Here is a 13,038-nt window from a genome sequence, read left to right on the forward strand (position 1 = left end):
CTACCTAGGGCAGCGCGTCGCCGGGGAATCCCCGGCAGGGGTGCACCTGGTAGGTGAAGACATTCGCCGCGAGACCGGCAGCACCACGGCCAGCACGCCGTCGTCGCGCAGCCCGAAATTGCGCCGCCCGTGCTCCCAGATGATCGCCGGCGACGACTCGTCGCCGAACCGGGGACCCCGCTTGAGGATGACGACGCTGTATTCCCTGGCGCTGGGCAGCAGCTCGCCCATCTCCTGGTCGGTGAAGTGCTTCACGCCCGTCCCCGCTTCCCGCGGATGATCGCCCGCAACCGTTCCAGCCGCCCGGCCATCTCCCGCTCGCCGCCGCGGCCGGTCGGCCGGTAGTAGTCGACGCCCGCCAGCTCGTCCGGCGGGTACTGCTGGGCGACGACGCCGTCGGGATCGTTGTGCGAGTACCGGTAACCCTGCGCGTGCCCCAGCGCCGCCGCGCCGGAATAGTGCCCGTCGCGCAGATGCGGCGGCACCAGCCCGGCCTTGCCCGCCTTGATGTCGTCCATCGCCGCCGCCAGCGCGGTGGTGACGGAGTTCGACTTGGGCGCGGTGGCCAGGTGGATGGTGGCGTGCGCCAGCGTCAGCTGCGCCTCGGGCATGCCGATCAGCTGCACGGTCTGGGCGGCGGCCACCGCGATCTGCAGGGCGCTCGGATCGGCCATGCCGATGTCCTCGCTGGCCAGGATCATCAGCCGGCGGGCGAGGAACCGCGGGTCCTCCCCCGCGACCAGCATGCGGGCCAGATAGTGCAGCGCCGCGTCGACATCCGAGCCGCGCACCGACTTGATGAAGGCGCTGATGACGTCGTAGTGCTGGTCGCCGTCGCGGTCGTAGCGCACGGCGGCCTTGTCCAGCGACTGCTCGATGGTCCCGACGGTGACCGACTCGGTGGCCGCCTCAGCCGATTCCGCCGCCACCTCCAGCGCGGTCAGCGCCCGCCGGGCATCCCCGGCGGCCAGTCGGACCAGCAGGTCGAGGGCGTCGTCCGTCACCGCGACGCGACCGCCCAGCCCGCGGGGATCGGCGATCGCCCGCTGCACCACGGTGCGGATGTCGTCGGCGCTCAGCGGGCGCAATTGCAGGATCAGCGACCGGGACAGCAGGGGCGCCACCACCGAAAACGACGGGTTCTCGGTGGTCGCGGCCACCAGCAGCACCACCCGGTTCTCCACGGCGGACAGCAGGGCGTCCTGCTGGGTCTTGGAGAACCGGTGCACCTCGTCGATGAACAGCACCGTCTGCTCGCCGTTGAGAAGCGCGTGCCGCGCCTTCTCGATGACGGCACGCACCTCCTTGACACCGGCCGACAGCGCCGACAGCGCCTCGAACCGCCGGCCGGTGGCCTGGGAGATCAGCGCGGCCAGCGTCGTCTTGCCGCTGCCCGGCGGGCCGTAGAGGATGGCCGACGCCACGCCGGATCCCTCGACGAGGCGGCGCAGCGGCGAGCCGGGCGCCAGCAGGTGCTGCTGCCCGACCACTTCGTCCAGCGAGGCCGGGCGCATGCGCACCGCCAGGGGCGCGCCGGCCGACACACCCAGGCCGTGATTGCCCCCCGGCTGCGCCCCGGGCAGGTCACTGGGCATGTCAAACAGACCGTCGGACACGGCTTCAGGCATACCACGGAATTTAATCCGGGCGGTGGGGACACATCTTTGCTAAGTTCCCGTGTGCGCGTGCCCACAGGTTGAGTCAACAGCTAGGACGGACATGAGCCAGCCTCCCGAGAATCCCGGCACACCGGCCGACCCGCACGGCAGCGAACACAACCCGCCCGGCTATCCCCCGCCGCCCAACTACGGCCCACCCCCCGGCGGCGGCCCGCCACCCGGATACGGCCCACCCCCTGGATACGGCGCACCGCCACCCGGCTACGGCCCGCCCCCTGGATACGGCGCACCGCCGCCCGGCTACGGCCCACCCCCCGGCTACGGCGCACCGCCACCCGGCTACGGACCGCCCCCCGGCTACGGGGCCCCGCCCAAGCCCGCGTTCAGCGTGGGCGAGGCGTTCAACTGGGCGTGGAACACCTTCACCAAGAACGCCGCGGCGTTGATCGTCCCCGCGCTGGTCTACGGGCTGCTGATCGGGGTGGCCGTCGCGCTGCTCACGCTGAGCCAGAACATGGCCACCGCCACAAACTCCGACGACTACGACTTCACCTTCACGACCAACCTGACCGGCCCCGGGTACGGGCTGCTGACCCTCGGCTACCTGGTGGCCTACGCGGTGAGCGCGTTCGCGCAATCGGCGTTCCTGTCCGGCTGCCTCGACCTCGCCGACGGCCGCGCCGTGACCATCGGCTCGTTCTTCAAGCCACGCAACCTCGGCATGGTGTTTCTGGCCGTGCTGATCGTCGAGGTCCTCACCTCGCTCGCGTCGGTGTTGTGCTTCGTCCCGGGCCTGGTGCTGGGCATCTTCACCCAATTCACCGTCCCGTTCGTGATCGACCGCTCGGAGTCGGCCATCAAGGGCTTCACGTCCAGCTTCTCGCTCGCCGGGTCGAATTTCGTCAACGCGCTGCTGGTGTGGTTGGTCGCGCTCGCGTGCGGCATCGTCGGGGCGCTGCTGTGCGGCATCGGCCTGCTGGTGGCGGCGCCGGTCGCGTCGCTGGTGATCATCTACGCCTACCGCAAGCTCTCCGGCGGCCAGGTCGTCCCCGTGCCGCAGCCGGGTTACCAGCCCGGCCCGCCGCCGGGGCCGCAGCCGGCGTAACCGCCGGCATCAGCGCAGGCGGCGGCCGGTGTTACGGCGCTGTTAGCCGCGGCTGCGGTGCGCTGCGGCCGCGTGCCGCCTGTGATGAGATCACCTTGATATGAGCATCAAAGTGATATGAGCATCAAAGTCGCGCTGGAGCACCGCACCAGCTACACCTTTGACCGGCCGGTCCGGGTGTATCCGCACGTCGTGCGGCTGCGCCCGGCGCCCCATTGCCGCACGCCGCTGGACGCCTACTCGCTGCGCGTCGAGCCCGAAGAGCACTTCATCAACTGGCAGCAGGACGCGGTGGGCAATTTCCTTGCGCGCCTGGTGTTCCCGAACCCCATGCGGCGACTGACCATCACGGTCGGGCTGATCGCCGACCTCAAGGTGATCAACCCGTTCGACTTCTTCATCGAGGACTGGGCCGAAACCTGGCCGGAAGGCGGGTTGACCTACCCCAAGGAGCTGGCCGCCGACCTGGAGCCCTACCTGCGGCCCGTCGACGAAGACGGCGAGGGCTCGGGTCCCGGCGAGCTCTCCCGCGCCTGGGTGCGCAAGTTCTCGGTGCCCGACGGTACGCGCACCATCGACCTGCTGGTCGCCCTCAACCGCGCCGTCCACGCCGACGTCGCCTACAGCGTGCGGATGGAACCGGGCGTGCAGACACCGGATCACACGCTGCGGACCGGGGTCGGCTCGTGCCGCGACTCCGCGTGGCTGTTGGTGTCGATCCTGCGGCAGCTGGGCCTGGCCGCCCGCTTCGTGTCCGGCTACCTGGTGCAGCTGGCCTCCGACGTCGAGGCGCTCGACGGGCCCTCGGGTCCCGCCGCGGACTTCACCGACCTGCACGCCTGGACCGAGGTGTACATCCCGGGTGCGGGCTGGATCGGGCTGGACCCGACGTCGGGGTTGTTCGCCGGCGAGGGCCACATCCCGCTGGCGGCCACCCCGCAGCCGGCGTCCGCGGCGCCGATCAGCGGCGGCACCGAACCGTGCGCATCGGAGCTGGAGTTCTCCAACACCGTCACCCGCATCCACGAGGACCCCCGCGTCACCCTGCCCTACACCGATGCCGCATGGCGGACGATCTGCGAGGTCGGCTCGCGCGTCGACGAGCGTCTCGCGGCCGCCGACGTGCGGCTGACCATCGGGGGTGAGCCGACGTTCGTGTCGGTGGACAACCAGGTCAGCGCGGAGTGGACCACCGCCGCCGACGGCCCGCACAAGCGGCAGCGTGCCTCCGACCTGGCCGCGCGCCTGAAGACGGCGTGGGCGCCGACCGGGCTGGTGCAGCGCGGGCAGGGCCGCTGGTACCCGGGAGAACCGTTGCCGCGCTGGCAGATTGCGTTGTATTGGCGCACCGACGGGCGTGCGCTGTGGAACGACGACGCGCTGCTGGCCGATCCGTGGGGGGACCGCCCGGCCCCCGTCGACAACGACGCGGGCCGCCGGCTGCTCGCCGGGATCGCCGACGGCCTCGGGTTGCCGCCGTCGCAGGTGCGGGCCGCCTACGAGGACCCGCTGCACCGGCTGGCGACCAAGGTGCGGCAGCCCGACGGCGACCCGGTACACCGCGCCGACGACCTCGGTTCGGACGACCTCGGTTCAGACGACTTCGGTTCAGACGACTTGGGTTCAGACGACTTGGGCCCCGACGACACCGCGGACTCCCCCGCCGCTCGCGCCGCGCTGCTGGCCCGCCTCGACGAGTCCGTGAGCGCCCCAGCGGCTTTCGTGCTGCCGCTGCACCGCCGCGACGACGGCCTGGGCTGGGCCAGCGCCGACTGGCGCCTGCGCCGCGGCCGAATCGTGTTGCTGCCCGGCGATTCTCCGGCGGGCCTGCGCCTGCCGCTGGATTCCATCAGCTGGCGGCCGCCGCGCCCGTCGTTCGACACCGACCCCCAGACCGTCGGGGACGACGCGCTGGCGCCCGAGCCGGGCACCGCGGTCGTGGAGGACCCCGACACCGCGCCGCCCACCGCGATGGTCGCCGAGGTCCGCCAGTCAGGCCACGGCGACCTGCTCTACCTCTTCATGCCGCCCACCGAGGCGCTGGAACACTTCGTCGACCTCATTTCCCGCGTCGAGGCCGCCGCCGCCGAGCTCGGCTGCCCGGTGGTCATCGAAGGCTACGACCCGCCGCCGGACCCACGGCTGCGCTCGACGACGATCACCCCGGACCCAGGCGTCATCGAGGTCAACGTCGCGCCCACGGCCAGCTTCGCCGAGCAGAGCCAGCAACTCGAAACGCTGTACGAGCAGGCGCGATTGGCCCGGCTGTCGACCGAGTCCTTCGACGTCGACGGCACCCACGGCGGCACCGGCGGCGGCAACCACATCACGCTGGGCGGCGTCACGCCCGCGGACTCACCGCTGCTGCGGCGGCCGGACCTGCTGGTCTCGCTGCTGACCTATTGGCAGCGGCACCCGTCGCTGTCGTATCTGTTCGCCGGCCGGTTCGTGGGCACCACCTCGCAGGCGCCGCGCGTCGACGAGGGCCGCGCCGAGGCGCTGTACGAACTCGAGATCGCGTTCGCCGAGATCGCGCGACTGTGCGCGGGCGGCGCCCCCAAACCCTGGGTGATCGACCGCGCGCTGCGCCACCTGCTGACCGACATCACCGGCAACACCCACCGCGCCGAGTTCTGCATCGACAAGCTCTACAGCCCCGACAGCGCCCGCGGCCGGCTCGGCCTGCTGGAGCTGCGCGGCTTCGAGATGCCCCCGCATCTGCGCATGGCGATGGTGCAGTCACTGCTCGTGCGCTCGCTGGTGGCGTGGTTCTGGGACGAGCCGCTGCGTGCCCCGCTGATTCGCCACGGCGCCAACCTGCATGGACGATACCTGTTGCCGCACTTCCTGATTCACGACATCGCCGACGTGGCGGCCGACCTGCGCGCGCACGGCATCGCGTTCGAGACCAGCTGGCTGGACCCGTTCACCGAGTTCCGCTTTCCGCGCATCGGCACCGCGGTGTTCGACGGCGTGGAGATCGAGCTGCGCGGGGCGATCGAGCCGTGGAACACCCTGGGCGAGGAGGCCACCGCCAGCGGCACCGCCCGCTACGTCGACTCGTCGGTCGAGCGCATCCAGGTCCGCATCATCGGCGCCGACCGCCACCGCTACGTGCTGACCGTCAACGGCTACCCGGTGCCGCTGCTGGCCACCGACAACCCCGACATCCACGTGGGCGGGGTGCGGTTCAAGGCCTGGCAGCCGCCGAGCGCGCTGCACCCCACCATCAGCACCGACGTCCCGCTGCAGTTCGAGCTGATCGACCTGACGACGGGCACGTCCCGCGGCGGCTGCACCTATCACGTCGCGCACCCCGGCGGGCGGGCCTACGACGAGCCACCCGTCAACGCCGTCGAAGCCGAGGCGCGCCGCGCCCGCCGTTTCGAGGCGACCGGCTTCACCCCCGGCAAGCTCGACCTGTCCGCCATCCGGGAGAAGCAGGCCCGCATCTTCACCGACGTCGGCGCGCCGGGCATCCTCGACCTGCGCCGCGTGCGTACCGTGCAGCGGTAATGGTGTTTGCCGACAGGACATTCGGCGCCGGCGCAGCCCCGGCGGCCGCTGGCGGCCGCCACGAAGACGGCTACGAGGACCGCTACGATGCCGACCGCCTGCTGGCCGGGTACCGGGCCGCGCGCGCACAGGAGGCGCTCTTCGACGTTCGGCACGGCCCGGCCGCCGGCTACGACGAGTTCGTCGACCGGGACGGGAACGTGCGGCCGGCCTGGGCTGAGTTGGCCGACACCATCGCCGAGCGTGGCCGGGCGGGGCTCGACCGGTTGCGCTCGGTGGTGCGCGGCCTGATCGACAGCGACGGCATCACCTACACCGACGTCGATCCCGGCGAGCACGGGCTGGAGCCGCGGGCGTGGATTCTGGACACGCTGCCGCTCGTGCTGTCGGCCGCGGAGTGGGAGGGCCTCGAGGCCGGGCTGACGCAGCGGTCCCGGATACTCGACGCCGTGCTCGCCGACCTGTACGGGTCGCGCAGCCTGCTCACCGACGGCATCCTGCCTCCGGAGTTGCTGTTCGCCCATCCCGGCTATGTGCGCGCCGCCAACGGCATCGAAGTGCCCGGGCATCACCAGCTTTTCCTGCACGCCTGCGACGTCAGCCGGTTACCGGACGGCAGCTTCCGGGTCAACGCCGACTGGACGCAGGCACCGTCGGGCGCCGGCTACGCGCTGGCGGACCGGCGCGTCGTTGCGCATTCGATTCCCGATCTCTACGAACGGATCGTGCCGCGCCCGACGACGCCGTTCGCCCAGGCGTTGCGGCTGGCGCTGATCGACGCCGCGCCCGATGACGCGCAGGATCCGATGGTGGTGGTGCTCAGCCCGGGCATCTTCTCCGAAACCGCGTTCGACCAGGCGTATCTGGCCACGCTGCTGGGTTTTCCGTTGGTGGAGAGCGCGGACCTGGTGGTGCGCGACGGCAAGTTGTGGATGCGCTCGCTGGGCACCCTGAAACGGGTCGACGTCGTCCTTCGCCGGGTCGACGCCGACTACGCCGATCCGCTGGACCTGCGGGCCGATTCCCGGCTGGGCGTGGCCGGACTGGTGGAGGCGTGCCACCGCGGCACGGTGACCGTGGTCAACACGCTGGGCAGTGGAATCCTGGAAAACCCCGGGCTGCTTCGGTTTTTGCCGAAGCTGTCCGAGCACCTGCTCTCCGAGGCCCCCCTGCTGGAGACCGCGCCGGTGTACTGGGGCGGCATCGCCGCCGAACGTTCGCACCTGCTGGCCAAACTGTCGTCGCTGCTGATCAAGTCCACCGTCGGCGGGAAAACCCTTGTCGGGCCGACCCTTTCGTCTCATCAACTGGCGCAGTTGGCCGCCCGCATCGAGAAGATGCCGTGGCAGTGGATCGGCCAGGAGCTGCCGCAGTTCTCGTCGGCGCCCACCGACCATGCCGGGGTATTGTCGTCGGCCGGCGTCGGCATCCGGTTGTTCAACGTCGCCCAGCGCGGCGGATACGCCCCGATGATCGGCGGCGTCGGCTACGTGCTGGCGCCCGGCCCGGCCGCGTACACGCTGCAAACCGTTGCCGCCAAGGATGTTTGGGTACGCCCGACGGAACGCGCGCGGGCCGAGGCGGTGAGCCTGCCGTCGCCCCCACCGCCGGCGAAGACGGCCGCGGGCACCTGGGGCGTCAGCTCACCGCGCGTGCTGTCCGACCTGTTCTGGATCGGCCGCTACGGCGAACGCGCGGAGAACATGGCGCGGCTGCTGCTCGTCGCCCGGGACAGGTTCCACGTCTACCGGCACCAGCAGCACACCGAGGAAAGCGAATGCGTGCCGGTCCTGATGGCCGCGCTGGGCCGGATCACCGGAACCGGCACGGGGTCCGACGACAGGTCCGACGACGGCAGCGCCAGTGACGGGGCCAGTGACGGGGCCGAGATGATCGCCGTCGCCCCCTCGACCCTGTGGTCGCTGACGGTGGATCCGGACCGGCCCGGATCGCTGGTGCAGTCGGTGGAAGGCCTGGCGCTGGCCGCCAGGGCCGTGCGCGACCAGCTGTCCAACGACACCTGGATGGTGCTGGCCGGGGTCGAGCGTGCGCTCGCCCAGCGGCGGGAGCCGCCGGATTCGCTCGCCGAGGCCGACGCGCTGCTCGCGTCGGCTCAGACGCAGACGCTGTCCGGGATGCTGACCCTGGCCGGGGTCGCCGGCGAGTCGATGGTGCGCGATGCGGGCTGGACGATGATGGACATCGGCAAGCGCATCGAGCGCGGCCTCTGGCTCACCGCGCTGCTGCGGGCCACGCTGACCGCGGTGCGCGGCCCCGCCGCCGAACAGACGATCATCGAGGCGACGCTGGTGGCGTGCGAGTCCTCGGTCATCTACCGGCGCCGCACCGTGGGCAAGGTCAGCGTCGCCGCCGTGGCCGAGCTGATGCTGTTCGACGCGCATAACCCGCGGTCGTTGCTGTATCAGGTGGAGCGGCTGCGGGCCGACCTCAAGGACCTGCCGGGCGCGTCGGGGTCGTCGCGCCCGGAACGGCTGGTAGACGAGATCGGCACCCTGCTGCGCCGCTCGCATCCCGCCGAGCTGGAAGCCGTCAGCGCCGAGGGGCTGCGCGCGGAGCTGGCCGGCCTCCTCGGTTCGGTGCACACGGGACTGCGCGAACTCGCCGAGGTGATCACCACCACGCAGCTGGCGCTGCCGGGCGGCATGCAACCGCTGTGGGGCCCCGACGTTCGCAGGGTGATGCCCGCCTAGTGGCGCGCAGATGCGCTTCCCGTCAATCGGGTTCGTCGTCGTCTTCGTGGTGGAGGAGTCGTTCGGGGTGGTGGTAGCTGTTGGTGCGGGGTTGGCCGCGATCCAGGTGGGGTGGGGGGATCCATTCGGTTTGGCCGCGGGCGTTGGTGCGGGTGCTCCAGCCGTGTTCGGCGAGTCGGTTGTCGGGGCCGCAGGCCAGGGTGAGGTCGTCGATGTCGGTGCGGCGGGTGGCCTGCCAGCCTTTGATGTGGTGGACCTGGCTGTGGTAGGCCGGGGCGTCACACCCGGGTTTGGTGCAGCCACGATCCTTCGCGTACAGCATGATTCGTTGGGCGGGTGAGGCCAGGCGTTTGGTGTGCCACAGCGCCAGCGATCGGCTCTTGTCGAAGATGGCCAGGTAGTGGTGGGCGTGGCTGGCCCAGCGGATCACATCGCTCATGGGCACCAGGGTGCCGCCGGCGGTCAACGCCTTGCCGGCGGCGGCTTCGAGGTCCTGCAAGGTGGTGGTGACCACGATCGACACCGGCAGCCCGTTGTGCTGACCCAGGTCCCCGGAAGCGAGCAGTCCGCGCAGTCCGGCCAGGAAGGCGTCGTGGTTGCGCTGAGACTGGGAGCGGGTGTCGCGACGCACCCCGTCCTCATCCGGTGTCTGGTCGAGCACCGGGGTCTCGTCGTCGGGGTTGCACACCCCCGGTGCGGCCAGCTTGGCCAGCATCGCCTCGATCGCGGCCCGCAGCTCCGGGGTCACCAGCCCGCTCAGGCGTGACATGCCATCGCCTTCCTGGGCGCCCAGGATGATCCCGCGTCTGCGGGCCCGCTCGGCGTCGCTGAAATCCCCATCGGGGCGCAGCCAATCCATCACCCGCTGGGCGTATTTGGCCAACTCCTCGGGCCGATACCCGGTGGCCTTGTCGGCCAGGTCGGCCTCGGCGGCCTGGCGGGTGAACGCGTCGATCTCGGCGGGCAGCTGGGCGAAAAAGCTGCGGATCACTTTGACGTGGCCATCCCCGATGAGCCCGGCGCGCTGTCCGGCCGCGGTCGCGCTCAACCGCGGCGCCAACGGTTCACCGGTCAGCGCCCGGCGCTGCCCGAGGTCGTGGGCCTCGGCGATGCGCCGGGCGGCCTCAGTCTTGGTGATGCGCAACCGGTCGGCCAGCCCCGCACGCAGCGAACCGCCCAGCTCTTCGGGGCTGGCCTGGGCGTCGAGCTGGTTGATCAACGCATGTTGGGGTGCGCGCAGCCGGCGGGCCACGCGCTCCACCCGCTCCAGGGCAGCCAACCGCTCCGGGGTGGTCAACACGTCAAAAGACAACCCACACAGGCGATCCGCGTCATGATCGAGCGCGTCGAACACCTCGACGATCTCCTCACGACTGCTCGCACCCATACCCCAAACCCTAGAAACCCCCACCGACAAAAACGGCCACAATGTGACCACAGAAGCCAAAGTGACACAAGGGAATACAACGATGGGACCGCGATGCGACCAGCTGGCAGGGATCACACCTTCGACGTCGCGTGATCCATGGCGACCCCCTGGTAGCGGTGCGGGTCGGGCAGCCGCCGGCGACGCCGCATGTGCACCAGTACCAGGACCGACAGCACCGCGGCGTAGATGCACCACAGTGACGCGAACGCCTGCAGGTAGAGGATGGCGACCACGATCAGCCCCACCAGGTTCGCCCACCCGAACACCACGATGGAGCGATAGCCCCTCATCACGGCGGGCCCGATGACCGCGACGATGTAGAGCACCGCCCACAAGTAGCTTTCGTGAACGGCCGTCTGGTATTCCAGCGCGTGGGGCCACCTCTTCACCCCGATCGGTTCGGTGAGGACCACGACGGCCAGGTACGCCGACACGGCGGCGCCGAGCACCGCGAAGGGTGCCACCCGCAGTCGGGCGCCGCGCGGTTCCAGCATCAAGACGAACAGCGGGACCAGCGCGGGCAATAACGCGAATGGCAGCTCGCGCCAGTGCTTTACCTCACGCAGGGTCGCGACCGCGACGGCCAACAGGGCGGTGCCCACCACAAGGTCCGCCGTCATCGAAAAGCACACCGTGCAGCCCTAGCCTGCGATGGCGGCCGGCCCCCGCGATTCCGAGGTCACCTCGTCGATCACGGTGTAGATGAATTTCATCTTCTCCAGCACCGCGACCGGCAGCACGAACGGGTACAGATCGTCGTGGCCCATCGAGCGGTTCACCATGTTCAGCGACCACGACAACGGCAGCCACATGTCGATGATCGTCTGGAAAGCGCTGGGGCCCAGCGCGGGACGGTCGAAGGTCGCCGACGCCGACGCGAAGCCGCACCACGCCGAGGTGTCCAGGGTGTCGCGGATGTGCAGATAGTGCGCGAACGTCTCGGCCCAGTCCTCGGCGGGATGCATGGTGGCATACGACGACACGAAGTTTTCCTGCCACTCCTCGGGTGGCCCCTCGCTGTAGTGCCGATCCAGCGCCTCCTGATAGTCGGCGTCGGGATCGCCGAACAGCTCGTTGAAGCGCGCCAGGTATCCGCTGGACGGGGCGATCAGCCGGTAGAAGTAGTAGTGCCCGATCTCGTGCCGGAAGTGCCCCAGCAGCGTGCGGTACGGCTCCTCCATCTCCACCCGCAGTTGCTCGCGGTGCACGTCGTCGCCCTCGGCCAGGTCCAGGGTGATCACGCCGTTGTCGTGCCCGGTCATCACGTTCTCGTGCGCGCTGGACAGCAGGTGAAAGGCCAATCCCTGCTCGGGGTCCGCGTCGCGCCCGATGATCGGCAACTTCAGCTCGTGCAGCTCGGCGATCAGCCGCCGCTTGGCCGCCTCGGCCCGGGCGAACTCGGCCAGGCCGGCGGTGTCGGCGTCGTTGGGCCGCACCGTGGTCAGCGCGCAGGACGCGCACAACAGCCGCGGGTTGTTGACGGGCACCAGCCAATTGCATTCGGCCAGTAGCAGATTGGCACACAACTGATATTCGGCGGCGTCCACGAAGCCCGCGTGCTCGCCGGCGTTGTTCTCGGTGATCACCAGCAGGGCCATCTGCTCAAGCGAAAACCCCAGCGCGCTGCCGCAGCTGAGGCAGGTGGAGTTCTCGAACGTCAGGCGCTGCCCGCAGTTGGGGCAGTTGAAGTCACGCATGGAGCACGTCCCCCTCGAAGGGCACCACGTCGACGGCCACGTCGATCACGCTGTGCTCCGAATCGGTGTAGATGATGCCCCGCAGCGGCGGCACGTCCGCGTAGTCACGGCCGCGCCCGACGATGATGTAGCGCTCGTCCACCAGCTGATCGTTCGTGGGATCCAGACCCAGCCACTCGAACTGGCCGGGCCGCTGCGGTGTCCACACCGCCGCCCAGGCGTGGGTGGCGTCTATACCGATCATTCGATCCTTCCCCGGTGGCGGGTCGGTGGCCAGGTAGCCGGACACGTAGCTGGCCGCCAGACCGTTGGCGCGCAGGCAGGCGATCGCCAGCCGCGCAAAGTCCTGACATACCCCTTCCCGGGCCGCCAGAACCTCAGTTACACCGGTGGAAATCGTCGTCGACCCCGAGCGGTAGGTGAAGTCGGCGAAAATCCGCGACGCGAGGTCGCGCAGCACGTCGACCAGCGGGCGCCCAGGGGCGAAACTGGGCGCCGCGTACTCGCGCACGTCGTCGGTGATCTCCGGTGGATTGAGGTCCAGGGTGAATTCGGCGGCGAGCGCTCCCCCGCCTCCCGTCGGCCGGGCGGACTCCCACGGCTGCACCGCCGGTCCGTCGGTGTACAGCCCGGGGGCCGGCGGATACACGTCCACGATGGAGTCGCTGGTGACGCTCAGCGTGCGGTGCGGCTCGGTGACGTGGAAGTACGAGCTGATGTTGTCGTAGACGTCGACGCTGCTGGAGACGTCGGCGGGGGCCGGGTCGATGGTCAGCCGGTGCTCGACACAACGTTGCCGCAGCGAATCCCGCGGGGTGAGAAAGCCGCGACCGTAGGAGCTGGTCACGACGTCGGAGTACCGGTACTCGGTGCGGTGGGTGACCCGGTGGCGGCGGGCGGGCCCGACGTCGGCTTCAGACACAAGGCTGATCACATCACACCCGGGGCCGGTGCGCCGTCC

General features: G+C 70.3%; 8 protein-coding genes and 1 pseudogene. 3 read left to right on the plus strand and 6 right to left on the minus strand.

Annotated features, from left to right (window positions below; translation table 11 throughout):
• Positions 1–4 precede the first annotated feature (4 nt).
• Both U8D42_RS12040 and U8D42_RS12045 read right to left on the minus strand, forming a co-directional pair.
• Positions 5–255, minus strand: a pseudogene (locus tag U8D42_RS12040) (hypothetical protein).
• Positions 252–1,628, minus strand: coding sequence for a replication-associated recombination protein A (locus tag U8D42_RS12045; RefSeq protein ID WP_322861378.1), 1,377 nt, complete (start codon positions 1,626–1,628; stop codon positions 252–254). The pseudogene U8D42_RS12040 and the gene U8D42_RS12045 overlap by 4 nt, the downstream one beginning before the upstream one ends.
• A gap of 91 nt (positions 1,629–1,719) precedes the next feature.
• Here U8D42_RS12045 and U8D42_RS12050 point away from each other — a divergent pair, with 91 nt between their 5' ends.
• The 3 genes from U8D42_RS12050 to U8D42_RS12060 all read left to right on the plus strand — a co-directional run bounded on the left by U8D42_RS12050 (position 1,720) and on the right by U8D42_RS12060 (position 8,951).
• Positions 1,720–2,724 carry a hypothetical protein gene (locus tag U8D42_RS12050; protein WP_322861379.1) on the plus strand — a complete coding sequence of 335 codons (1,005 nt, stop codon included), beginning with the start codon at positions 1,720–1,722 and terminating at the stop codon, positions 2,722–2,724.
• A 117-nt stretch (positions 2,725–2,841) separates the two neighbouring features.
• Complete coding sequence (locus U8D42_RS12055) at positions 2,842–6,240, plus strand: DUF2126 domain-containing protein (protein WP_322861380.1); 3,399 nt, start codon at positions 2,842–2,844, stop codon at positions 6,238–6,240.
• Positions 6,240–8,951 (plus strand): circularly permuted type 2 ATP-grasp protein, encoded by a 2,712-nt coding sequence (locus U8D42_RS12060; protein WP_322861381.1) that lies wholly within the window; start codon positions 6,240–6,242, stop codon positions 8,949–8,951. Before U8D42_RS12055 ends, U8D42_RS12060 begins: the two co-directional genes overlap by 1 nt.
• Before the next feature lie 22 nt (positions 8,952–8,973).
• On the opposite strand, the gene U8D42_RS12065 is transcribed toward U8D42_RS12060, so the two are convergent.
• The 4 genes from U8D42_RS12065 to U8D42_RS12080 form a co-directional block, all read right to left on the minus strand.
• The gene (locus U8D42_RS12065) at positions 8,974–10,338 is read right to left on the minus strand and encodes an HNH endonuclease signature motif containing protein (RefSeq protein ID WP_322861494.1); all 1,365 of its coding nucleotides are present in this window, start codon (positions 10,336–10,338) and stop codon (positions 8,974–8,976) included.
• A gap of 113 nt (positions 10,339–10,451) precedes the next feature.
• Entirely contained in the window at positions 10,452–11,000 is a 549-nt protein-coding gene (locus U8D42_RS12070; RefSeq protein ID WP_322861495.1) for a DUF6629 family protein, read from the minus strand.
• Between the two features lie 21 nt (positions 11,001–11,021).
• Positions 11,022–12,077: a zinc-binding metallopeptidase family protein gene (locus U8D42_RS12075; RefSeq protein ID WP_322861496.1), complete on the minus strand. Its 1,056-nt coding sequence runs from the start codon at positions 12,075–12,077 to the stop codon at positions 11,022–11,024.
• A complete protein-coding gene (locus U8D42_RS12080) occupies positions 12,070–13,011 on the minus strand; it encodes a transglutaminase family protein (protein WP_322861497.1) in 942 nt (313 codons plus the stop codon). Before U8D42_RS12080 ends, U8D42_RS12075 begins: the two co-directional genes overlap by 8 nt.
• Between the last annotated feature and the right edge of the window lie 27 nt (positions 13,012–13,038).

Source organism: Mycobacterium europaeum (assembly GCF_034555895.2).
Classification (GTDB): domain Bacteria; phylum Actinomycetota; class Actinomycetes; order Mycobacteriales; family Mycobacteriaceae; genus Mycobacterium; species Mycobacterium europaeum.